The organism is Candidatus Brachybacter algidus, assembly GCF_016707225.1.
Lineage (GTDB): Bacteria > Bacteroidota > Bacteroidia > Chitinophagales > Saprospiraceae > Parvibacillus > Parvibacillus algidus.
The window spans coordinates 671,194-695,996 of the sequence record NZ_JADJID010000002.1 but is presented as its reverse complement, the minus strand read 5'-3'; the positions used below and the strand labels follow the sequence as shown (position 1 = coordinate 695,996).

Annotated in this window: 21 protein-coding genes and 1 pseudogene; 12 read left to right on the top strand and 10 right to left on the bottom strand. The window is 37.3% G+C overall.

The genetic code is table 11. The features are described 5' to 3' along the window. Positions 1-96: 96 nt before the first annotated feature. Positions 97-1,494: a dicarboxylate/amino acid:cation symporter gene (locus IPI15_RS08805; RefSeq protein WP_287401808.1), complete on the bottom strand. Its 1,398-nt coding sequence runs from the start codon at positions 1,492-1,494 to the stop codon at positions 97-99. A gap of 220 nt (positions 1,495-1,714) precedes the next feature. Between IPI15_RS08805 and pckA the strand changes: the two genes are divergently transcribed. The 8 genes from pckA (at position 1,715) to IPI15_RS08765 (ending at position 9,490) form a co-directional block, all read left to right on the top strand. Then, entirely contained in the window at positions 1,715-3,313 is a 1,599-nt protein-coding gene (gene pckA, locus IPI15_RS08800; protein ID WP_287419918.1) for a phosphoenolpyruvate carboxykinase (ATP), read from the top strand. A gap of 595 nt (positions 3,314-3,908) precedes the next feature. Continuing rightward, positions 3,909-4,592 (top strand): hypothetical protein, encoded by a 684-nt coding sequence (locus IPI15_RS08795; protein ID WP_287401806.1) that lies wholly within the window; start codon positions 3,909-3,911, stop codon positions 4,590-4,592. Positions 4,593-4,799: 207 nt separating this feature from the next. Beyond that, positions 4,800-5,402, top strand: a complete 603-nt coding sequence (locus IPI15_RS08790; protein ID WP_353738749.1) for an RNA polymerase sigma factor — start codon at positions 4,800-4,802, stop codon at positions 5,400-5,402. A gap of 147 nt (positions 5,403-5,549) precedes the next feature. Beyond that, positions 5,550-5,834, top strand: coding sequence for a hypothetical protein (locus IPI15_RS08785; RefSeq protein WP_287401805.1), 285 nt, complete (start codon positions 5,550-5,552; stop codon positions 5,832-5,834). Then, positions 5,831-6,283 carry a hypothetical protein gene (locus IPI15_RS08780; RefSeq protein WP_287401804.1) on the top strand — a complete coding sequence of 151 codons (453 nt, stop codon included), beginning with the start codon at positions 5,831-5,833 and terminating at the stop codon, positions 6,281-6,283. Before IPI15_RS08785 ends, IPI15_RS08780 begins: the two co-directional genes overlap by 4 nt. A 13-nt stretch (positions 6,284-6,296) precedes the next feature. Further along, positions 6,297-8,525, top strand: coding sequence for a CotH kinase family protein (locus IPI15_RS08775; RefSeq protein ID WP_287419916.1), 2,229 nt, complete (start codon positions 6,297-6,299; stop codon positions 8,523-8,525). Positions 8,526-8,792: 267 nt separating this feature from the next. Further along, the gene (locus tag IPI15_RS08770; RefSeq protein ID WP_287419914.1) at positions 8,793-8,918 is read left to right on the top strand and encodes a hypothetical protein; all 126 of its coding nucleotides are present in this window, start codon (positions 8,793-8,795) and stop codon (positions 8,916-8,918) included. A 128-nt stretch (positions 8,919-9,046) separates the two neighbouring features. Next, positions 9,047-9,490: a GNAT family N-acetyltransferase gene (locus IPI15_RS08765; protein WP_287401802.1), complete on the top strand. Its 444-nt coding sequence runs from the start codon at positions 9,047-9,049 to the stop codon at positions 9,488-9,490. Between the two features lie 76 nt (positions 9,491-9,566). Here the strand turns inward: IPI15_RS08765 and IPI15_RS08760 are convergent, their stop codons facing one another. Continuing rightward, complete coding sequence (locus IPI15_RS08760) at positions 9,567-9,974, bottom strand: thiol-disulfide oxidoreductase DCC family protein (RefSeq protein WP_287401801.1); 408 nt, start codon at positions 9,972-9,974, stop codon at positions 9,567-9,569. Between the two features lie 118 nt (positions 9,975-10,092). On the opposite strand from IPI15_RS08760, the gene IPI15_RS08755 reads away from it, so the two are divergent. From IPI15_RS08755 to IPI15_RS08745, 3 genes and pseudogenes are all read left to right on the top strand, one after another. After that, positions 10,093-11,322, top strand: coding sequence for a sterol desaturase family protein (locus IPI15_RS08755; protein WP_287401800.1), 1,230 nt, complete (start codon positions 10,093-10,095; stop codon positions 11,320-11,322). Then, positions 11,300-11,971: a lysoplasmalogenase gene (locus IPI15_RS08750; RefSeq protein ID WP_287401799.1), complete on the top strand. Its 672-nt coding sequence runs from the start codon at positions 11,300-11,302 to the stop codon at positions 11,969-11,971. The genes IPI15_RS08755 and IPI15_RS08750 overlap by 23 nt, the downstream gene beginning before the upstream one ends. Before the next feature lie 106 nt (positions 11,972-12,077). After that, positions 12,078-12,990: pseudogene (locus IPI15_RS08745) on the top strand (IS982 family transposase). A gap of 19 nt (positions 12,991-13,009) precedes the next feature. Here IPI15_RS08745 and IPI15_RS08740 read toward each other — a convergent pair. From IPI15_RS08740 to IPI15_RS08715, 6 genes are all read right to left on the bottom strand, one after another. Continuing rightward, complete coding sequence (locus IPI15_RS08740; protein WP_287401797.1) at positions 13,010-14,203, bottom strand: DUF3472 domain-containing protein; 1,194 nt, start codon at positions 14,201-14,203, stop codon at positions 13,010-13,012. A 188-nt stretch (positions 14,204-14,391) separates the two neighbouring features. Continuing rightward, on the bottom strand, positions 14,392-15,918 hold the full coding sequence (gene amaB / locus IPI15_RS08735; protein WP_287401796.1) for an L-piperidine-6-carboxylate dehydrogenase: 1,527 nt from the start codon (positions 15,916-15,918) through the stop codon (positions 14,392-14,394). Positions 15,919-16,314: 396 nt separating this feature from the next. Further along, positions 16,315-17,982 carry an asparagine synthase B gene (gene asnB / locus IPI15_RS08730; protein WP_287401795.1) on the bottom strand — a complete coding sequence of 556 codons (1,668 nt, stop codon included), beginning with the start codon at positions 17,980-17,982 and terminating at the stop codon, positions 16,315-16,317. A 372-nt stretch (positions 17,983-18,354) separates the two neighbouring features. Further along, complete coding sequence (locus tag IPI15_RS08725; protein ID WP_287401794.1) at positions 18,355-19,704, bottom strand: T9SS type A sorting domain-containing protein; 1,350 nt, start codon at positions 19,702-19,704, stop codon at positions 18,355-18,357. A 710-nt stretch (positions 19,705-20,414) separates the two neighbouring features. Further along, positions 20,415-20,963: a TetR/AcrR family transcriptional regulator gene (locus tag IPI15_RS08720; protein WP_287401793.1), complete on the bottom strand. Its 549-nt coding sequence runs from the start codon at positions 20,961-20,963 to the stop codon at positions 20,415-20,417. Positions 20,964-21,255: 292 nt separating this feature from the next. Beyond that, entirely contained in the window at positions 21,256-22,536 is a 1,281-nt protein-coding gene (locus tag IPI15_RS08715; RefSeq protein WP_287419910.1) for an anthranilate synthase component I family protein, read from the bottom strand. 81 nt (positions 22,537-22,617) lie between these two features. On the opposite strand from IPI15_RS08715, the gene IPI15_RS08710 reads away from it, so the two are divergent. Beyond that, positions 22,618-23,430: a hypothetical protein gene (locus IPI15_RS08710; protein WP_287419908.1), complete on the top strand. Its 813-nt coding sequence runs from the start codon at positions 22,618-22,620 to the stop codon at positions 23,428-23,430. Here IPI15_RS08710 and IPI15_RS08705 read toward each other — a convergent pair. Then, positions 23,425-23,874, bottom strand: a complete 450-nt coding sequence (locus tag IPI15_RS08705) for an RNA-binding S4 domain-containing protein (RefSeq protein WP_287401790.1) — start codon at positions 23,872-23,874, stop codon at positions 23,425-23,427. The two genes, IPI15_RS08710 and IPI15_RS08705, sit on opposite strands and share 6 nt — an antisense overlap. A gap of 12 nt (positions 23,875-23,886) precedes the next feature. Further along, the gene (locus IPI15_RS08700; RefSeq protein ID WP_287401789.1) at positions 23,887-24,717 is read right to left on the bottom strand and encodes a PPK2 family polyphosphate kinase; all 831 of its coding nucleotides are present in this window, start codon (positions 24,715-24,717) and stop codon (positions 23,887-23,889) included. Positions 24,718-24,803: the final 86 nt, after the last annotated feature.

The window sequence follows — 24,803 nt, the reverse complement described above, 5'->3', positions numbered from 1 at the left end:
TGGCGTCATTTATATTAGCATTTTGTACAACGCTTAACATTTTAATAAAATTCAAAATACCTTTAAATGAAGTTATTTTGATTACTGAATTATAAGTTAAGTGGTAATGATTTGTTCAGATTCCAACGGCAAGGAAGGGTCTCTCGGAACGAATTCGCCTTCCCATCTTGCCACTACACAAGATGCCAGACAATTGCCCATTACGTTGATCGAAGTGCGCGCCATATCCATCAATTCATCTATACCCAAAATGACTAGTATAGGCCATGTCGGAAGATTAAACTGAGCTGCTGTAGCAAGTAAAATCACCAAAGAAGCCCTTGGCACACCTGCCACACCTTTACTGGTAAGCATCAATGTGAATACCAATAATATTTGTGTTGGTACGTCCATATGCATGCCAGCCGCCTGAGCGACAAAGATGGAAGCAAGTGAAAGATATAAGGTGGTTCCATCCAGATTAAAGCTATAACCGGTTGGAATAACAAAAGCAACTATCTTCCTTGGCACACCAAGTCTCTCCATTGCCTGCATTGCTTTAGGCAGGGCAGATTCAGATGAAGTAGTTGCAAAAGCAATTGACATAGGTTCTATAACGGCTTTCAGAAAGTTTATGACAGGAATTCTGGCTATCAATGCCACTGGCAACAGCACTCCGAGCACGAATACGATCAATGCTGCATAAAGTGTCAATAATAATTGAATCAGGTTTACTAAAATCCCCAATCCCATATGTCCTACAGTGTAAGCGATAGCCGCCCCTACACCTACAGGTGCGAAATACATGATGATATTTGTAAACTTGAACATCGTTTCTGCAAGACTTTCACAGAATTCAAGCATAGGTCTTTTCTTCCTTTCATCCAGCATGGCAAGCCCGATTCCAAACAATACGCTAAAGACCACAATTGGCAGCACCTCCGCATGGTATATGGATTTGGCGATATTTTCAGGGAAGATGTGTAAAATGATGTCTTGCCAAGTAGAAACTGTCACCTCGGGCAGCGTCTCATGCATACCTTCCGGTAAAACAATACCTACACCAGCTTGGGATATATTGATGGCTATCAAACCTATTATCAAAGCAAAAGTAGTTACAACCTCAAAATACAAAATGGACTTCCAGCCCATTCTTCCCACTTGCTTTAGGTTTGAATGTCCGGCAATTCCTACTACTAGTGTTGAAAATAAGATGGGTGCGATTATGGTCTTTATCAGTTTAAGAAAGACCTGACTAAGCACCCTCATATTCTGACCAACATCAGGAAATTCATGTCCGATTAAAGCACCAATCACCATAGAAACTAAAATCCATGTAGTAAGATTTTTCTTCTGTATGGCATAAAAAATGAATGCTGCCATGACCAGAATATGGGAAGAAGTGATGATGGTAGAATGAATATTCGCCCCAAAGTATGAAAGAGATAGTTGTAATATCCCAACTATGAATAGTGCAAGGAGGATGATAATGACGCTTAAATTCTTTCGACCCATGTTGAATATTGTTCTTAAATGAAAGATTAAAAACTTTTCCAGTAAATTTTTCTATTGGAAAAGATCCCTGTGACCGTTTAATATATTGATGCTAGGGGGCGCAAAGTAATCATTAAAATTTAAAAATAATAACCTCGATCGCTGATTTCAACCATAATTATGTTTGTTTTTTCTATATATTTCATATAATTTTACGGCTACTTGATAAAAAAAAAGAAATATGAGTAATAAAGAAAACAACAATATAAAAAACTTAACGGATAAAATAGGCATCAAGAATCCAGGCAAGGTATATTATAATGCCACACCAGAATTACTAATAGAAGAAACTATCCTCAGAGGTCAGGGATTCTTATCTGACAAAGGTGCTCTATCCATCCAAACTGGGGAATATACGGGTAGGTCTCCCAAAGATAAATTTATCGTGAGTGATGATAAAACCGAATCAGAAGTGAATTGGGGCGGTTTCAACACAAGGTTCGATGCAGGCAAATTTCAACAATTGGAAGAAAAAATGCTGGCATATCTGGATGGCAAGGACGTTTTCATCCGAGATAATTACGTCTGTGCAGATGAGAATTACAGATTAAATGTCCGCACTATTTCAGAATACCCCTGGAGCAATATGTTTGCAAATAATATGTTTCTCAGACCTGATCGCAATGAAGAAGGACAAGCTCCTGACTGGACCATTATCTGCGCCCCGCTATTTTTCGCTGATCCGGCTACAGATGGTACAAGACAGCACAATTTTTCAATTATAGATTTTACTAAAAAGAAAGTACTAATAGGTGGATCGGGCTACACAGGAGAAATAAAAAAAGGTATATTTTCAGTACTTAACTTCTTATTACCTGTGGACAAAGGTGTATTTCCAATGCACTGTTCTGCAAATACCGGGAAACAAGGGGATACGAGCATATTCTTTGGCTTAAGTGGCACAGGTAAAACCACGCTTTCAGCTGATCCTGAACGTAATCTAATTGGAGATGATGAACATGGATGGACGAACGAAGGTGTATTCAACTTCGAAGGTGGTTGCTATGCTAAAACGGTCAATCTAAGTGAAGAAAGTGAGCCTGAGATCTATAAAGCTATTAAGCATGGCGCCATTCTCGAAAATATAGTTTTTATTGATGGGACCAGAACGCCGGACTTTGAGGATATTTCAATCACTGAAAACACAAGGGTTTCTTATCCGATGCACCACATCGAAAATGCCCTTCCAGTATCCAAAGGGCCTCACCCTGCGAATATTTTCTTCCTCACCTGTGATGCATACGGTGTATTGCCTCCCATTTCTAAGTTAACCAAAGGTCAAGCCATGTACCACTTTATTTCCGGCTATACCGCTAAGGTGGCAGGAACAGAGGCAGGTATTAAGGAACCACAAAACACTTTCTCTGCATGCTTCGGCGCACCATTTTTGGCATTACATCCTGCCAGATATGCAGCGATGTTGGGAGATAAAATGGAACGCTACAGTGCCAATGTCTGGTTGGTCAATACCGGTTGGACAGGTGGACCATACGGTGTAGGGAGCAGAATGAAACTCAAATATACAAGAGCTATGATCGCTGCGGCTATCCGTGGAAAGTTAAACAATGTAGCTTACCACAAACATGAAATATTTGGACTGAATATACCGGTATCTTGTCCTGACGTGCCTTCTGAGATACTGGATCCTAAAAATACCTGGACAGACAAAGCAGCTTATGATCAAAAGGCGACACAGCTTGCAAGAGATTTCAATGAGAACTTTGCCAAGTTTGCTGATGAAGCTGCTCAGGAGATAAGGGATGCAGCGCCGAAGGGGTAGAATTTTAATGAGGTGATGGGGTGATCAGGTGATCAGGTGATGAGTGATAAATACATAAGCATAGTTCAATTTGTACAAAGAGTCTACGCTTTCATAGCAAATTTATCTCACCTCCACATCAGAGCCAAAAGCCAATGGCCAATAGCTAACAGCTTTTAATGATGGGTAATGGGTAATGAGTAATGAGTAATGAATGATAAATACATTAGTATAATTCAATTTTTACACAGAATCTTTACTTTAACAACAAATTTATCTCGCTTCCACATCGGAGCCAATAGCCAATGGCCAATAGCTAACAGCTTTTAATGATGGGTAATGAGTAATGAATGATAAATACTTTAGTATAATTCAATTTTTACACAGAATCTTTACTTTAACAACAAATTTATCTCGCTTCCACATCAGAGCCAATAGCCAATGGCCAATAGCTAACAGCTTTAAGTGATAGGTTATGGGTGATAAGGTAATACGTAATTGAAAACCTGAAAGGTTGACATTATTATAGAAAAATAGAATGTAATTCTTTCAAGAACCCCGAAGGCGGTGACATTATGACAATCAATACGGCATTAAAATGAATAATTTGTAATCAATGAAGTTAATTGTTTTATTACTAATTCCGCTCTTAATTAGCTCATGCAATTTTAGCAGACCCATGCAAAAGGGTTATTATGACAAACCAACTACTTTAGGGATTGTATTTACGGTTTTACCAAAATTTGGTCAATACCCAAATAATAATTATGGTCTCAGTGCTGTGGGAGCTGCAGGAAATTTGATTGAAGATGGCGTTCAGAAGAAAAGAAATAAAAACATTTCCGATTCAATATTAATCTCTGATGTTTTTATCACAATGAAGAAGAGTCTTGCGGAAAGTTTTGGCGCACGAGGAAAGAAAGTAAAAATTATCCAAGGAAATATAAATGTGGAGGAATTAGTAAGTCTCCAAGTAGAAGGTAATTTCTACCCTTATTTTATAAAAGATTATTGTAAAGCAAATGGAGTCGATGAATTGCTTGTCATTGATGTAGTAGAATATGGTTTATGGGGCTCAGGCAAAGACTTATATGCATATATTAATGCGTCTCCATACATAGTTGAAGGAAAGAGCAATCAATATCTATGGAGATTGACGATTCCTAAAGGTAGGTTTACTTCCGCAATTACAGGCGAATGGAAGAAAAGACCGAGTGCAGAGGAATATGCTTATGCTTTACAAAATGCCTTTGAATTTACTAAATATATTATTTTTAAAGATCTGGATAAAAATCAATGAAAATTGGATAACGAAACAAAATAATATTTTTCCTTTGTTTACTTTTAGGAATCTTGTTTTTAAATAGCAGCTTGAATAATTTAATTTATTTCAAAGCGATGCAGGAGATGACGGCAAAAGCATTGAAAGTATTTGAGTACATTTAATATCTCTAACAATCTCCAATTTTTCATAACTTTAACCACTTAATACGTTGATAATTTAAATCTGAATATTCTGTCAGAAGAAGCTGATTTCATAAGAGAACTTCAATCCGGACATCCTCCGGCATTTGAAATCCTTGTCGAAAAATATCAGCAGCGGATCTATAATACTTGCTATTCTTTTCTGAAGAATGGTACTTTGGCAGAGGATCAAACACAGGAAGTATTTATCGCCATTTTTAATTCCATCAATAATTTTGAGCAACAAAGTAGTTTAGCCACCTGGATATATCGCATTGCTATCTCCAGCTGTTTAGATGCATTAAGGGCACAGCAAACAAAAAAGCGCAAATCCTCAGGTATTCTGTCCATATTTTCTATTCAAGATAGCATAGCTACCAAAGATCAACTCAACCCTTACGAACATCTAGAGAATAAAGAATATGCTTTAATTATAGCAACCTCATTAGATAAAATGCCAGACAAATATAAAACTGTGTTTGTTCTGAAATATATGGAAGCAAAATCTCAAAAAGAAATAGCATTAATTATGGATATTACGGAAAAGGCGGTCGAAGGAATTTTGACAAGATCTAAAGCCATCTTAAAAGAAGAGATATCAAAATTTTATCCCGAAATGAGGGAAAAGGGTAAAAAGAGAGACTAAAGGAGGTGAGAAGGTGAGAAGGTTAAGAGGTGAGGGGGGTTATTTATAACTTTGTTTGGGAAAAATCTGATTACACATTACTGATTACAGATTACTGATTACAAATCGCCAATTTTAAAAAATGACAATGCGCTAAAACCCAAAAATATGGAACACGAAAAAAATATATTCAATCTGCTGGAACAATGGCCTGCTCCAGTAGCGGAAATCGACCTTAAGGATCAAATCATTGCAACTCTGAACAATAGGCAGAATGAAAGAAAAAAATTCCGATGGGCATGGGCGGCTATGATTATCGTAATTTTACTGAATATAGTTGTGGCTGTGGAAGTACTTGAGCAATCAAATGATAAAACATCAAATACCTATATTACCTATATTGAAACAACTCATCAGGAACTTACTTCTGATGTCACAATACAATATCCATGAGATCTTCTCTTTCTTTTTTTAAAATCGGCTTTTTTGTACTGGTTGTGCTAAACTTAACACTGATATTCCTTTTAATTAAGCCCCGCGGACCAGGACGTGACGGTCCTCCTCCCGCCCAAATGATTATAAACAGGCTTTCAGAAAAACTGAAACTTGATGCAAAACAGAGAGAAGAACTTACTGTGATTTTTGAAAAACATGAAAAGCAGAGAGACTCCTTGTTCCAGAATTCTGATGATATCAGGGATAAAATGATGATTTGCCTGACTAATGGAGATAATTGTGACTCTTTATGGCATGCTTCTGCAAATTCTGTTAATTTTGAAAAATCAATGTTTGACCATCATAGAAGAATCTTAAGCATCCTAAATGCTGATCAGAAAAAACTATATATCGACAATTTAAAAACCAGAAAAAAAGGAGGCCCAAAAAGATCGCCTAATTTCTAAAAATATCATTTTTATGAAGCATTTTCTTTACTTACTTCTATGTATTTCTTTCTTCCGTTCTAACGCTCAGGGTCTTTATGACGTAGCGCACATCACAGAGATCCGTATATCATTTGTCGAAAACAACTGGGATCAAATCATGGATGCAAACTATTCCAATGATTTAGATGAAAGACTGATAGGTACAGTAAGTATTAATGGTATTAACATGGATAGCTGCGGTGTGCAGTTTAAAGGAAATAGTACATATAACCCCTCAAATGCAAAAAATCCACTCAATATAAAATTGGATCATGTAAAAAAACAGAACTATCAAGGATGGGAGACACTTAAATTAGCGAGCGGACGCAATGACCCAAGTGCTTTGAGAGAAGTTTTATCCTATGAATTACTGCGCAATTACACAGAAGCACCTCTTTCTAATTTTGCAAGGGTTTACATCAATGATAAATTTTACGGCGTATTCTCCTCTTCAGAGTCTATCGATGGTGACTTTCAGGAAAGATATTTATATGCTAATGACGATAATACAAGGGTCAAGTGCAATCCGTTATCAGTATTTGGGGATGGGTCTTCTTTAAAATATTATTCTGAAGACAGCTCAGATTATTTCAGTTATTATGAAATGAAGTCTGATTATGGCTGGAATGATCTGGCTGGATTTTGTAATCATCTTTCAAAAGATGGTGGAGAAATCGATAAATACCTTGATGTGGATAGGGCGCTTTGGATGCTGGCTTTCAATAATGTCGTAGTCAATCTGGATAGTTATACTGGACCATTCAGACAGAATTACTATATGATCAAGGATTATTTAGGGCGCATGAAACCGGTCATCTGGGATCTCAATATGAGTTTTGGAGCTTTCTCCATGATCAGCACCGGTGGCCAGGGTGGTAATAGTTTGACTAAAATGCAGAATATGACACCTTATTTACGAGAAAATGACAGCAATTGGCCACTTGTAAATACACTTTTCACCAATCCTACTTATAAAAGAATGTATATAGCCCATTGTAAAACGATGCTGGAGGAACAGATCACTTCAGGATTGTATGCACAAAGAGGTCAGGTCATGCAGGATTTAATTGCACCGGATGTCAAATTAGATATTAACAGTACTTATTCTTATACTAAATTTTTGAATAACCTCAATACCTCAATAAGTGGCAGCGGCGGCGGTGGCCAAAGTTTTTGCGGTATCACCGAATTAATGGAAGTAAGAAAAGCTTATTTAGAAACAAATACAGCATTTACGGCTCTGCCTCCTGCAATCACGGATCTTCTCTTCCCTTCAAAAGTTGTTACAAATACTGCGTTTTCTATTATTGCTAATATTTCTGACGCGACAAATAGCTTTGTAGCATACAGACATGATGGATCTGAATTATTTACCAAAATTCAGCTTTTAGATGATGGTCTTAACGATGATGGCATGGCAGGAGATGGTATTTTCGGTAAGGTCTTTAGCAATGGCATCAGCAGACCCATTCAATTCTACATTTATTCAGAAAACGATAATGCAGGTATCTTTTCACCAGTGCGCGCAGAGCATGAATTTCACTCTATAACTTTAAGTGCAGGTGGTTTGGTCATTAATGAAATAATGGCCTCTAATACTAAAACTATTCAAGATCAGGATGGAGAATATGATGATTGGATCGAATTGTATAACAATAGTGATGCGACTATCAATCTTGAAAACTATAAATTGAGTGATAAATTGGATGCTTTAGACAAATGGACTTTTCCTTCAGCCACTATTGCTCCGAATTCTTACCTGATTATTTGGGCCGATGAAGATCAGGAGCAGGCCGGGCTGCATTGTAATTTCAAATTATCTGCATCAGGTGAATCTGTAGCTTTGAGTGATGCTAATGGAACTGTCCTCGACCAAGTAACTTTTCCTATTCTTGGTGAAGAAAAAACATATGGCAGATATCCTAATGGAACAGGAAGTTTTGCAGAACTCGATCCAACTTACAATGCTGAAAATACAGTGAGCCTGGCGACGAAAACTTCCAATGACTTTAGAGTGAATGTGTATCCAAATCCATTTAATGATAAAATCACGGTCGACAGTGAACATAAAATAAATAGCTTAAGAATTATTGATGTAAATGGCCGTGTGATGCTTTCCTCCAATGATGGTTCCAAAACTATTTCGACATCAAATTTATCACCAGGAGTTTACATTTTGGAAATCAATTATCAGAAAGTTGTGAAGGTGGTAAAAATTTAGGTGAAAAAGTGAGAAGGTGAGAAGGTGAGAAGCTTGCCTGCCAAAGCCAAAGCGGCGGCAGGGTGATAAAGGTGAGGAGATGAGGCTGGCGTTTAAATAGAAAAGTAGGATTTGAATTTGTTGGCGAAATGGATGTGTTTAATTGGTCGTTATTTAATTGAAAGAATAATTCAAAATTAATTAAACTCAAAAAATAACTTAGGTAACTAACTTAAGTTTCGGTAGTCAAATTTTCATTTTTGAAGAAATAATTTAAATTTTAATAAAATGTTAGATGTTAGAAGCTTGTCCGACAAACGAAGTGATGGCGGAGTAGATTTTAGTCCCGCAACTGCGGGATCCATCAATCACATGGATATTTTTTCTAATAAACCTATTAAAGAAGAAATATGAATCAATTGACTAAGCTCCATCTAACATCTAACATCAACCACCTACCTTTGTTTCTTAACTGCCGAAACTTGAGTAACTAAGATCGGATCGACAAAAGTCTTTTACTTCAAAGGCAATAAAGTATCAATATGACTGAGATAACAAGAGCAAATATTGCTGATCTGGAGGAGCTATCATTATTATTCGACGCTTATCGAGTATTTTATGGTAAAGCAACGGATTTGGAAGGTGCAGCATTCTTCTTATCAGAGCGAATCATAAAGGAAGAATCTGTAATTTATATCGCCCGTACAAAAGGAATAATGGTAGGTTTTACTCAGTTATATCCGCTTTTTTCCTCTACTAATATGAATAGAATCTGGTTGCTAAATGATCTTTATTTACATCCGGACTATCGTGGATTGAAGATCTCTAACTTGCTATTAGATAGAGCAAAGCAGCTTGCTTTAGAAACGAAAGTTATTGGTATTTCGCTCGAAACAGCTAGAACAAATATTCCTGGAAATGCTCTTTATCCAAAAGCAGGATTCAAACTGGATGAAGATCATAATTATTATTTTTGGTCGGTATAATTGTTTGCTCCCTGAAAGTAATAATTTGGAGAGCGTAAATTGCTAACAAATTATATGCTGAAATTTTTCATTTCCCTCAAAAAAATCTTTCCCTCAATTCTGCTGTCGGAACCATACATACAGCTGACTTTCCAAAAAATTTATACCTCCTCGCTGACAACCAATTATAGAAAAAATCTCGTATAAAAGCAGGGATGATCATCGCACCAAAAGTCAACGAAAAAATGCCTCCAAGGTCTTTTAATATATATAACGCTGCGGTAGATCTGACCATCATTTCCCCATTTGTAATATATGCGATGGTCTTCATTTCTTTTAATTCCGGATAATTTTCTGCGATCAATGCTTGAGAAAAGGAGGACTGCAATGATGAAAATTTAAATTTTTTCTTCTTATCATGACGTATGACAAATTGCACAAAACCGTTGCAAAGATTGCATACACCATCAAATAAAATAAGATTTTGTTGGATATTCTTTTCCATGGAGATTAAACGATAAAACTGAATAAAAGTTAGACAAAAATATGAATTATTCTTGTGGCAAACACATTAATAACTTAAGTTGAAAGAATTGAGTATTTTTGAAAAAAACATTCATTCAATGAAAGTCGATTACATTGCGCTTTCCATACCGATCTTCTTCCTGTTAATCGGAATTGAGCTTGCCTACACCTATTTTCATAAATTAAAATATTACAGACTAAACGATTCCATCTCAAATCTTAGCCAGGGCATAGGACAGCAAGTAACTGGAATTTTCATGAAAACTGCCGTATTCTTTGGATATAAATATATCTACGAGCATCTACGCTTTTTTGATCTTCCTTCTACCGTTCTTGTCTGGATACTTCTTTTTATTGGTGTTGACTTTTTCTATTATTGGTTTCATCGAATGAGTCATCAAGTGAACGGACTATGGGCTTCACACATCGTGCACCATCAATCTGAAGAATACAATCTGTCAGTTGCGCTACGACAATCTTGGTTTCAGGGGTGGTTCTCCTGGGTATTTTACTTGCCGCTGGCATTTTTTGGCTTTGACCCTATCATGTTCCTGACCATCAGTTCATTTAATACACTTTACCAATTCTGGATTCATACCCGGGCTATTAAGTCGATGGGATTCTTGGAATATATCATCAATACACCTTCGCATCACAGAGTGCACCATGGCTCCAATCCAAAGTACATTGATAAAAATCATGCCGGCACACTTATTATTTGGGACAGAATGTTCGGTACTTTTCAGAAAGAAGAGGAGGCTGTTTACTATGGAATCACAAAACCTCTTGACAGTTGGAATCCGGTATGGGCTAATTTTCACTACTGGATTGATCTGTTCAGAATGTCATCTAAAGCGAAAGGGTTTAAAGATAAAATTGGTGTCTATGTACATGCACCTGGCTGGCAGCCTGAATACCTGGGAGGATATCAGTCAGCACCAGAGATAGACAAAGAGAATTATAAGAAATACGATGCTTGGTCGGGCAATAATTGGGCGGCATACAGCTTACTTCAGTTCGTGGTAGCGTTGGTTGCAGGCTCAGCTATGTTATTTCTTTTTGAAAAAATGACTGCTGCTCAAAATGTATTAAGTGCAATATTTATTATGGCTACACTCATCAGTTGTGGCGCACTTTTCGAGCGGAATGTTTGGCTGAGACACTTCGAAATAATAAGATTGGTTTCTTCTCTTTCACTAATATTTGTGTTCTTAAACATTCCAAATTTTATTCTTATTTCAATTTTATTCATCATAATACAGATTATATCGCTAATCTGGTTCTTTCGAATTCAAAATCAAAAACATGTTGAAACACAACTCATTTAGCATTTTATTTGCTTTCATTTTCGTCCTGCACCTTAGCGGCATCGCTATGGAATATTCTATGTTGGTCAGCATCACCAAACCAATGATCGCCGGATCACTTTTACTTTATGTTTATAATGTCACTCATCTGTCAAATGCTTTTCAAAAAAGGATTTTTGCAGGATTAATTTTTTCATTGATTGGCGATATTTTATTAATGATGGTGGATAAGAATCCCAATTTTTTCATTGCAGGATTAGTGGCATTTTTATTGGCTCAATTAAGTTATATAACTGCATTTTACCTTGATTTTAAGCAAAAAATAACTCATAATAAAGTCTTATTCTTGATAGCAGTTTTGGTCTTTGGTATCTTCTGCATTTCATTGTTTAATTATTTGTCTCCTGGTCTTGGTGATCTGAAAATACCAGTATTGTGCTATGCGATAATCATTTCGATTATGGCCATTTTCGCCATGAATAGATATGGAATGGTTAGCAGGGTCAGTTTTATAATGATCTTCCTGGGTGCGATCTTTTTTCTTGTATCAGATACGGCACTCGCTATTGACAAGTTTGCTAAGTCGTATGCTTATTCAGGTATAATAATTATGTCCACTTATATGCTGGCGCAGTATTATATAACGAGGGGGGCATTGGAAAAAGAATAGTTAACGTGAATAATGGATAAGAAAAAAGGCTAAATATTATAAAAATAGGAGAATATTTAATATATTAGTGTCTGACAAACAACGATATAAATCAAATAATTCTCCTATGGATAAGCACAAAGTTATAGAAATTTTCATTACTGTTGACGATTTTTGCAAAGGATTTGATGAAATTGAGTGCAAAAGGGCTATTTCAACTGGAAATAAGAAATTCAGAAATCGAAAATCATCAATGTGTCTATCAGAAAAGATGACGATTTACATTTGCTTTCATTTGAGTTCTTATACCAATTTTAAAAGATACTATAATGAATTGGTTTTAGTTCATTGGAGAGATCTGTTTCCTGGATTGGTTACATATGAGCGATTTAATCAGACACAAAACCGACTTTTTTGTTCCATTGTTGATGTTTTTGAAAAACAGATGTTTGGGAGCATGCACCGGAATTAGCTTTATTGACTCAACAACCTTAAATGTTTGTCACATAAAAAGAGAAAAGCAGAACAAGGTTTTCAAAGGTTTTGCGACTAAATCTAAAAGCACAATGGGCTGGTTTTTTGGGTTTAAACTTCACCTGATCATTAATGACAAAGGTGAGTTGTTGAACTTCTACCTGTCCAAGGCAAATGTAGATGACAGGAATCAAGACATTCTCTCCGTAATGGTAAAAGAAGTTTTCGGAAAACTCTTCGGCGACAGAGGATATATATCTGATAAACTAGCCCAATTCCTATGGAATGATGGTGTAGACTTGATCTTTAAAAGACGTAAAAACATGAAGTCTATGAACTTATCTGATAACGATAAGGTGCTGCTGAGAAAACGAGCCCTAATAGAATGTGTCAATGACGAATTGAAAAACCAATGTAACATACAGCACACCAGACATAGAGCTCTGCAAGGATTTTTGAACAATGCGATTTCTGCCCTCTGTGCATATCATTTCTTTCCTAAAAAACCTAGCATTAAATTAAGCACGACCGAACTCTCCAAAGAGGTATATTTGAATGTTGCTTAACCATTATTCACGTTAGTTATCAAAAACTAGCAGAAAAACGCTCATCAATGACACTATTGACCTTGGATTTGGTCTCATATATCTTGCCAAAGGTAGCCTGTGAGTAAGAGAACCCACCGGTACTCAGCCAAAAAGTATCAGTTTCTACCCCGGCACCATAATCCTTTCTTTCCACCTTCCCCTTCATATCGTGACCAAAGCGCGCTTGAGTGATCTTTTTCTTCTTTCCATTGGAGAGCCATGCCACCGGACTAGAAAACATAGCTTTGTGTTCTACATTGCCTGTATTGGGATCAGAATTGGCTACTGCACTATACCAGTCCTTGACAAGACCGGAAGTATTGCCGCCACTTAGGACGGCTATTGTATTCCATTTTTTCTTCTTCTCATTATAGATCCTAGCCTCCCATGATTCTGCTAGTGTGCAGGAATCTACTTTATGAACCAGTGAAAGTGAAATAACCTGATCAGGCGCCCAATTATATGGAACAATAAACCTACTCATTTTTTCCATGCTGGAATCAATTGAATAGTTTTTAAACTGACTGTATTGAAAAGTTGGTTTCACATATCCCTTGACATTTTTCCAGGTAACGTATAGATATTTACCGGATTCCTCATTGGCGAGACCAACTTTAAATACTTCATTAGCTATGGCTGAGATTCTTGTTCCCTGATAATCATAGTTATTTGGAACGGTTGTATTTACACACATTCCATTGATCTTTTCGTTTTGACCTGATATATAAGTAAGGTTGACTGTAGATGCGTTACGCTCAGCGACAGATGGAAAAGATATTTTGTCAGCAAAAGGAGCATACATTTGAACATTCATAATGCCGGGATAAAACAAACCGGATTTTGAGATAGGTTTTATCCATACTGAATAGAAACCAGGATAATCCGCTGTAAATACACCTGCATCCACCATTTGAAACTTTGCCTTCCCACCAGTAGGAGGTACTTTAAGTTCTCTCGTCCTATCTCCAAATTTCACACTCAGGAATGCCGGCTCATTGCCGTCATTGGAAAGCATTAGTCTGATGCCCAGATCACCTTTAGCTTCAATTCTAACATTGTATTGTAATGTAATATTTTCATTTGTCCACTCAGTACATCCGACCAAATCGTCGAATTCTATCCCTTTTTGAGATGGTATAGCGTAACCTGTATATCCGGGGATTTTTACTACAAATACTTGCTGTGCTGACACATAGCTGTGACAACAAATGTAAAAGCAAATTAATAGTAAAAATTTTCTTAACATAATTCCAACGCGAGACCTTGTAGATATCGAATGTTTACTTCAAAAAGTATACCACAAAAAGTAATGGTAGTTATGTAAATGGAATTATTACACAAAAATAGTAAACAATTCCATATCAGCTTAATAAATATTCGTTAAAGATCGAATTTAATCCCTTGAGCTAACGGAAGTTCCGTGCTGTAATTGATCGTATTGGTCTGTCTTCTCATATAAGCTTTCCAACTATCTGATCCACTTTCACGACCTCCACCAGTTTCTTTTTCTCCACCGAACGCACCACCTATCTCAGCACCACTGGTACCAATATTGACATTTGCGATACCACAATCAGAACCGTTATTCGAAAGGAACAACTCTGCTTCACGCATATTAGTAGTCATGATAGCCGATGAAAGTCCTTGCGGTACGTCATTCTGTAAAGCTATTGCCTCATTAAGATCAGAATATTTAATCAAATAAAGGATAGGTGCAAATGTCTCGTGTTGCACGATTTTGTAACTATTCTCTACTTCAGCAATACAAGGCTTGACATAACATCCACTTTCATAACCTGTACCGGAAAGCACACCACCTTCCACGACAAAAGAACCACCCTCTTCAATAACTTTTTCTAATGAATAACTGTATAGATCTACAGCATCCTTATCGATTAATGGTCCTACATGAACACCTGCATCCAATGGATTGCCGATGACCAGATGACCGTAAGCATTTTTAAGTTTTGACTTGACCGTTTCAAACAAACTTTCATGAATGATCAACCTTCGTGTAGAAGTACAACGTTGTCCTGCTGTTCCAACAGCCCCAAACACTGCACCTGTCAGCGTAATATCAAGATCTGCATTTGGAGTGATGATGATGGCATTATTTCCACCAAGTTCTAAAAGTGATTTACCTAATCTGTTTGCAACAGCGGCACCAACTACTTTCCCCATTCTCGTGCTACCAGTAGCAGAGATCAAAGGCACTCTGCCATCTTTGGTAAGCATTTCACCGATTTTGTAATCACCATTTACCAAGTTGACTACCCCTTCAGGAACATTATTTTTCTCTAAAACTTCTTTTAATAACAGGTGACATGCGACTCCACTCATAGGAGCTTTTTCGGAAGGTTTCCAGATGCATACATCTCCACAGATCAACGCGATCATTGCATTCCATGACCATACTGCCACAGGAAAGTTGAATGCGCTGATAATGCCGACGATACCCAGTGGATGCCACTGTTCATACATTCTGTGCATCGGGCGCTCAGAATGCATCGTCAAACCGTATAATTGTCTTGAAAGTCCAACCGAAAAGTCACAGATGTCGATCATTTCCTGAACTTCACCCCAACCTTCTTGAAGACTTTTGCCCATTTCGTATGATACAAGGCGACCCAATGCATCTTTGTGCGTGCGCAAAGTATCTCCGTATTGTCTAACTATTTCTCCTCTTTTTGGTGCAGGGATATTTCTCCATAGCTTATAAGCTTCCTGAGCTTTTACGATCACGGCTTCATAATCAGCCTCTGTAGTCACGCCAACTTTGCCTATCAATTTACCGTCAACGGGACTGTAACTTTCAATATAATTATCTGCAGCGACCCAATGAAGTCCTGTTGAAGTACCTGCATTGACTTCCTGTAAGCCAAGTTCTTTCAAAAATGTAAGATCCATAGTGTTTTTTAGAATTAAGGCGCAAAATTACGACAAGTAATGAGAATTCAGTAAAATGGTTCATTTAAATTATAAGCAACCTCAAAATTCAACATTCAATATTTCAAATATCACCTGCATTCAAGACCTAGCGACCCTGCCTGCTCTCATTATTCATTATTCACTGTTCGTTATTCATTTTAGAACCTTGACTAAAGTCATAGGCTATTGAACGCGAAGATTGATGTTTTCCTGTAAAAGCTAAATACTCAATCCATTATTAATAATTATGAATCCTCAATTTGTAAATTCATTCAACCTTCAAAATCCAACATTCAACATTCCGAAAATCGATTACATTCAAGACCTAGCGACCCTGCCTGCTCTCATTATTCATTAGTCACTGTTCGTTATTCATCACTCATACCCCTGTTCATGCACCGATTTCACCGCTCTACCACTCGGGTCGGACATACCCTTCCAGGCTGCATCCCATTCCAATGCGATAGCAGTGCTGCAAGCTACTGAAGGTTCAGAGGGAACACAGGCTGCTTCCTCATTGCCTGGGAAATGGCTCGCGAATAGGGAACGATAGTAATATTCCTCTTTAGATCTCGGAGTATTAATTGGAAAACGGTGAGCTGCATTTTTCAATTGTTCGTCTGACACCTGAGCAGAAGTCATTTCCTTTAATGTATCGATCCAGCTATAACCTACACCATCCGAGAATTGTTCTTTCTGTCTCCATGCCACTTCCGCCGGAAGATAATCCTCAAATGCTTTACGCAGAATATATTTCTCCATCTTACCATTGCCTGCCATTTTATCCTGTGGATTGATTGTCATGGCAACATCCATAAATTCTTTGTCAAGGAAAGGCACACGCCCTTCTACACCCCATGCTGCCAGTGATTTATTGGCACGAAGGCAATCATACAAATGCAATTTGTTTAACTTTCTTACAGTTTCCTCGTGGAAAGCACAAGCATCTGGAGCTTTATGGAAATATAAATATCCACCAAAGATCTCATCTGCGCCCTCGCCGGAAAGTACCATTTTGATACCCATCGATTTAATAACACGTGCAAGTAAATACATTGGAGTGCTCGCTCTAATGGTGGTGACATCATAAGTTTCTATGTGATAAATAACATCAGACAGTGCATCGAGTCCTTCCTGAATAGTGAAATTAACCTCGTGATGTATGGTGCCAATATGGTCAGCAACTATTCTTGCGGCTTTGAGATCCGGAGATTCTTTAAGTCCTACTGCAAAGCTGTGCAATTGAGGCCACCAGGCATCTTTTAGATCTTCGGATTCTATACGCCTACCGGAGTATTTCTTTGCTATAGCACTTATGATACTCGAATCCAATCCACCTGATAAGAGCACACCATAAGGTACGTCAGACATTAATTGTCTGTGGACAGCCTCTTCCAGTGCTACTTTCAGGTCGTGAATATTACTTTCGTTGTCTTTTACAGCGTCGAAATCTTTCCATTCACGATCATACCACTTCTTCATTTCACCGTCTTTAGAAAATAGATAATGGCCTGGCAGGAATTCCTGAATTTTATTGCAAACACCACTTAAGGTCTTCAATTCTGATGAAACATAGAAGTTGCCATGAGCATCCCAGCCCATATATAAAGGGATGATGCCCATGTGGTCTCTTGCGATCAGATACGCATCATTTGCATGGTCATATAATGCAAAAGCAAAGATGCCATTTAGATCTTCAATAAAGTTGATCCCTTTCTCCTGATATAATGCCAGAATGACCTCACAGTCAGATTCTGTTTGGAATTGGTAAGGGTTTTTAAGATTTTTCTTGAGTGCTTTATGGTTGTATATTTCACCATTTACTGCCAGGGCCAGTACACCATCATTGCTGAAAAGTGGCTGTTTCCCGGAAGTTGGATCCACAATAGAAAGTCTTTCGTGTGCCAGTATTGCATTATTACTCACGAAAATACCTGACCAATCGGGTCCTCTGTGACGTTGTTTTTTAGACATCTGAAGGGCTTGTGGCCTTAATTCGTCTGTCGATTGTTTGAGGTCAAATATTCCTAGTATACCGCACATTGCATTAAATTTTAGAGGTCAAAAGTAATGTATTATAATTAAACAGTGTTTAGAATTGTGTATAAAATACACTAAGAGGGGGTAGTGGTCAGAAGTCAGTGGTCAGTGGTCAGAAGTGAGAAGTCAGAAGTCAGTGGTCAGTGGTCAGTAATGAGTAATCAGAAATTGAATAGAGAAGTATGGTATTAATTTTAGCGCATACAACTCTTCTTTTCAAAATATTGTAGGAAATGAAATAAGCAAAAAAAAAAACGCAATGTCGACTCGTAAGGGCTCACTCTGTCTAACATTGCGCTTGAAATAGTTTGTTTAGAATTTGTTGGCTGTAATGCACCGTTATTCTAAAATCAAACTTCTAATGACACACTATAATTAATTCTTTATAATCTTTTGTGTTTGTACCTTTTCATCAGTTTGTAACCTAAGAGCATAGACTCCTGATGCATACTTAGACAAATCGAATACAAATCTTCCATTTATTTTACCTCTGAAGATTATTTTACCTTCTGCACTTGTAATAGACAAAGTTGAATTATTGCTATTTTCAATTGTAATTAAATTGGATGTCGGATTAGGATAAACAGTTATTTCATTTGATTTACTTATTTCCTTCACAGCAGATGTGTTTTCAAGACTAATTCGGTATGCAAAATATTGAAACGTATTATTATTTACACCATAGCCCGCGACAAAATGACCATCAGGTGAAATAGCTTCAGCTGTATAAGTGTGGTTAATATCAGTAGATTCTCCTAATTCTGTATTAATGTACTCATTCAGGTCTCTAATTCCGCCCGTCTTTGTCCAGATGAAGGGCGTCTGGGGATCACCCCACAATTGTCCATCAAACCATCCCACTGCAATAGAGCCATCTGCTGACATGCCTGACACATAACCACTACCAACGTTTGGCAATGTCCCCAAATTAATAACACCTGACCCTTCACTCCATATCCATGGTTGGTATTCATTGGCATAATCGCCGTAACCTCCTATCCAATTGCCATCGGCTGAAATGGCACTGCATTCACCCATTTGATTGAATTCATCATTTGGATCACCATCCGTATTTAAGAGAATATATTCATTGGGGAAGTATCCACCTGCAGGATTTTTTTTCCAAACTGCAGATTTCCATGGTCCGTTAAAATCTTGCCAACCTACCACAATACTTCCATCACCGTTTATAGCATTCGCCCTGGTGCTTCTTCCAAAAAACAGGGTTCCAAGGTCCATGATCTCTTCATCATTATTCCAGGCGATTGCATGAGCAAATGCCAAGTTGCCCGTAGTATCAGCCCAAGAAAGACCAACAACCGTTTTTCCATCACCTGAAATAGCGAATCCGCCGCTCACGTTGCCATCTACCTGATAACCAAGGCTCCCCAAATTAGTCCAATTATTAGTTGTTCTGTTAAATAGGGCCATTTCGGCTCCAGCATTTCCTAAATTGGTGCCACATAGGATATTACCATCTTCGCTAAACCGGGCCTGACCAGCTACACCAGATCCAGGAGCAACACCTCCAATTTCAGTGACAATATTATTTGAATCAGGAAACCATATGCTATATGGTCCAGTCTGAAAGCTATATCCTGATACCGCGCCTCCGTTTGACACACTATTGCATGCAAAGGTGATATCCTTAACTATAAATTGGGCATAAATAAAATTTGCCTGGACTAGGAATACCAGAACTAAGTAAGTAATGTTTTTTTTCATGAAATTTGTATTAAGAAGTCTTTTAAAATGAATTTTACCAAATATGCGGCAAAATTAAATTCTCCTTAATTCCAATTTTAGTCAGTGCTGTACAAAGATCGAAATTAGTATAACTGAAGTTTAGGTAGACAAATTCGTTTCTTTTAAGGATAGATTTAAATTTCAATAAAAATGTTAGAAGGTAGCTCTGATGTAATTCATTTTATTCCAAAATCAAAAAGATAACTTAAATAAAGTTGAACGCAGATGCCGATGATATTTATGATATTTATGAAAAAAAGTCGATTAGCACAATATCCCCTTCTGCAAGAGGGTGAACGACGAAGAAAAGGTGCAAAAGCGACCTTTTCAAGGAAGTGAAACGAAACGAAGTCCCACGATAGAGGGACAAAGTGTAGTCAGAACATCTTAAGTTTACCTGCCGTAAGAATGGAGACAGTAAACGAAAAGATGCTTCTGTGATGCCAAGGGGGAGTTATTGATATATATAATTTTATTATTTACATATTATTGATTAACAATGTTTTGCGATGACTGGAGAAGGTAGAAGGTAGATTTTAGATGATTATTCATCAATAAAATGAAAATTTCGTCATTTAAATCAATAATAGACAAAATATGTATTAATTAACTAAATACCTTCTAACATCAACCATCTACCTTCGTTTTTTAACTACTGAAACTTGAGTTAATATAAGATGTTTGATTTACTATTTAGATTCTTTGTCCATGCCTTTTATTAATAGTTTTATTTCTTTCAAAAACCCGAGCAACCATTCATAGTTCATAGTTTCCCTGGTAATGCGGTGAAACAAAATATCCGCTGCAATTCTAAAAATATTTCTTGCCATTTCTGGTTTGTGCTCCAAGCCAACCATATCCGACCATATCGCAGATGCTTCTTTTTGTATTTTAGAGATCGCATCTTCAAATCCCTTTCTAAAAGTTACATTCTCCCGATGAATGCGGAGCTGCCTATTGAAAAAAAAATAATCCTGATACTTTATCATCATCAACAAAAAATCAGGTTCTATATTCTTACACAATTTTACACTTTCTGCAACATTGGAGGCCATTTCAGAATGGTACATTAATAGTTTTTCCTGAAATATATCAAGGTCACCAAATAGGTGATAAAATGACGACCTGCTAATACCGACAGTACGTGCTAGAATATCCACCTTTAATCCGGCTGGTCCTTCTTTCGAAAATAACTGGTACCCTGCTTCTATCCAGGGAAGTTCAATTTGGTTTTTCATTTAAATAACGTGATGCTAATGTAGGAAAAAAGTTAGAAAGGAAGGAAGAGAAATTGAAAATGGAGAATGGAGAATTGAAAATGGGGCGAAGGCTGGACGGTCTTGTTTGAAGTTAGGTTTTTGTTTTGTAAATTAAGGATGATGGCCAAAGGCTAATGTCTTTTTTGAGGAAGTGAGACGAAACGAAGTCTCACTCCAGAGAGCCAGTGTAGCAGAACACAAAGTTTCTCCCGAAAAATGGGCAAGAATCGACAAATGCCGGCCACATTTATCACTTATCACTTATAATTTGTCATTCACCATTTATAATTCCAACCAGGCTTTCCATTTTCAATAAACTTTCTTCATATTCCTCCGCTGCATCAGACAAAGCAGTGATAGCTCCCCCGGCAGAAATAGAAGCAAGTTGATGTGCATCATCATAAACGATGGACCTAATTACCACATTAAAATCCCAATTGCCATTAGGGTCAATATATCCAACTGTTCCTGAAAATAAACCCCGTTGATATGGCTCCAATTCGTCTATAAGCGCTAGCGCACTGAGTTTAGGAGCACCTGTCATAGAACCCATTGGAAACAAAGCAGATATTACATCAACAAAATTTATATCCTGATCTACTGTTCCGGAGATGGTCGAGATCATTTGATTGACATGCCTGAATGCATAGATACCATATAGTTCTTCTACATGGACTGAACCGGGTAGACATATTCTGGACATATCATTGCGCATAAGGTCTACGATCATGACATTTTCAGCACGTTCCTTGAGACTACTTTTGAGTTTGGCTTGCTGTACAATATTTTCTTCTGGATTATCCAACCTTCTGTTTGTGCCTTTAATAGGTTGGCAGATAAGTTGATCGCCTCTTTTAGCCATAAAACGCTCAGGACTTGCTGAACAAAGATATACATCACCATTTCTATAAAATGCCCCAAAGGGTGCTTGAGATGTACTTTGCATTTTTGTATAAAGTGCATATGGATCCATGACCATTCCTTTGTATTGCAGTGCCTGGCAATAATTGACCTCATATATATCTCCACGGTGTATGTGCTGTAATAGCTCATTCACATGTTCAATGTATTGAGAACGGTCCACACCAAAGTTCAAAATTCCTTTTGTTTTTATAATTGGCTGGGCGGCCGTCAAACTTTGGTCCAACTGATTTTGCAATTCTATAACAGGAAGATTTGATTTGAGTATGATTAGTTTATCATTTAGAAGTTTAAATACATGTGTGGGCACAAAAAAAGATACACAAGGCACATCAATAAAAGAACTGGCATTTGTCTTAGTAATATCAAAAAGGTCTTTCGCTTCAAAGGACATGTGGCCAAAGATCCATTGTCCTTTATTTTCATCAAAGAAATTTTTGAGACTTGAGACTGAACTTTTATCTGAAAAATCTTCGATTGTTATAGCTCTTTCAATACCACAGGCAACGATTCCTTCAGCGGAAGCGTATTTATCATATGCGTATTGATTGGAATCCAGCCGGATAAATCGATCAAAGCTGCGCAACCAGCTATTCAGATTGTCCGGATTAACGTCTAAAATGTGTTCCAATGCGCTTACTTTGATTAAGTTTGTCAAAGCTTAAAGGTAGTATATTCAGACAAAACATAAAATAAGATAAATCCACATTCTATGAAGCAATTATATCCCCTCATTTTACTATTACTGATTATTCAGCTTTTTTCCGGCTGCTCCTACTCAAGCTCTTCTCACATTATTCAACAGAGTATTGGTTATCTCGATGCAAAAGGAGACCTCAGTACATCTTTTAATGCAGATATATCGCGTACTGATTTAGGACTAAATATGAATGGGAATTATGCCATCACTGACCGAACAGGAATTCATTTAGGCACAAGTATATACGGCTCAGAACTCCACCCCATGAACATCGACACAGATAATAGTGGTGACCCTTACACATATGCATCAGAGGACTTTGAACTCAAAGGAGGGGCAATACAAGCATCTATTTATGGTTTTAATAAGATTGGCAGACTCGGTTATCTTCAATATGGTTCTGGAGTCATGAAGAGCTTTAATAAATATACTGACAAGTTTTCTCTGAGAAAATATACAGTCTATCGCTATGATCCATGGTCAGCTTTGGGAAATGCAGCAATAGGCCTAAAATCCAAGGTAATATGCGCCAGTATAGGAATGAAAATGATGTACACCTGGTATGGGGAGAAAGTACCGATCATGACAAAGTTAGATTATTCCTTCAGGAGAAAGGAGGATCAACTTTTCTCTTTACAACCGTATTATGATATCAAATTGGGTTCAGGGCCATTTAATTGGTTAATTCAAAGTGGCGTTGAATTTTATCCTTTTAAGAGTTATGGAACAGGAAAATTCAATCTCTATTATGCAGTTGGATTGAATTATATCTTTGAAATAAATAGCACCAATGAAGTGAAAAAACCAAGAGAAATTCAGTTATAGTGCGGAATCACCGGCATCAATTGAAGCACCATCATCACCTTCTTCGTCAAATAGGTTCACCTTATATTCATCAATCTCCCTTCGCTCTCTTTTTGTCGGTCTTCCTGCACCTCTTTCACGGTGCTCGTTATTAACCTTTCCTACAAACCAATTTTCAAATTTATTGAGTTCTTCGGGAGGTGTAAGATTCTCGTAGCAAGTAATTGCAATTGGCGCCCCTACACGTTTTTCGATGATAGAGACTACTTTTAACTCATAATTTATGTGTTCCTTTTTACAAAAGATTAAATCTCCTGGTCTCACTAACTGTGACGCCTTAGCATTGATTCCATTGACTTTAACCTTACCTCCACTGCAGGCATCTGTCGCCAGACTCCTGGTCTTAAAAAACCTTATAGCCCAGAGCCATTTATCTATTCTTGTCTTTTCACTTACTGCCGCCATTCCTTAGACCTATTATTCATTATGATCTTCTAACTGAATTGTTTTTTTGTCCAAAAGTGGAAGCGACATATTTAATTTTTCCAGCTCTTGAACTATGACATTTGCTATGAAATAATTCCTGTACCATCGCTGATCCACGGGTACGATAAACCAAGGAATATTACTTTCATTTATAGCATATTCATAAGCTGCCATGTATTCGTCCCAAAGCTTCCTTTCTTCCCAATCTCCTGGATTGTGCTTCCAATTTTTTGCAGGGTCTTCTAGTCTTTCTTTAAGCTCTTTGAGTTGAATATCCTTACTTATGTGCATGTAAAATTTGAGAACAACTGTATTATTGTCAAATTGTAAAAGTTCTTCAAAGCTATTAATGGCTGCCATTCTCTTTTTTACACGGTCCTCAGTGATCCAGCCATGCACCCTTTGAACCAGAATATCTTCATAATGAGAACGGTTGAATACCTGGATAAACCCTTTCTCAGGTGCGTTGGCGTGCACTCTCCAAAGAAAGTCATGATTCATTTCCTCTTCGCTTGGTTTTTTGAAAGCTTCAACACGTATGCCCTGTGGGCTGCTTTTCGAAAACACATTTTTCGTAGCCCCATCTTTACCACTTGCATCTATTCCCTGAAAAACTATAAGCACACTGTGTTTTTTTTCAGCATATAGAATGTGCTGGAGATAGCCGATCTCTTCATAAAGCTTAAGAGTTCTTTCGACGTACTCCTCTTTACTCGCACCTTTTGGAGCTCGAGTAGATATTTTAGAAAGTTTTATTAATTTTTTCATTTCAAAAAATAATTTAGAAATAATGAAAGAAAGTTCTGACTTTTGATCTTTCAAATATACTCTTAGTATAATATTTATCAAATTAAATATTCCCCCCTTTCAAAAATATTTAGTCCTGGTTGACCTAAGCTTTCATTAAT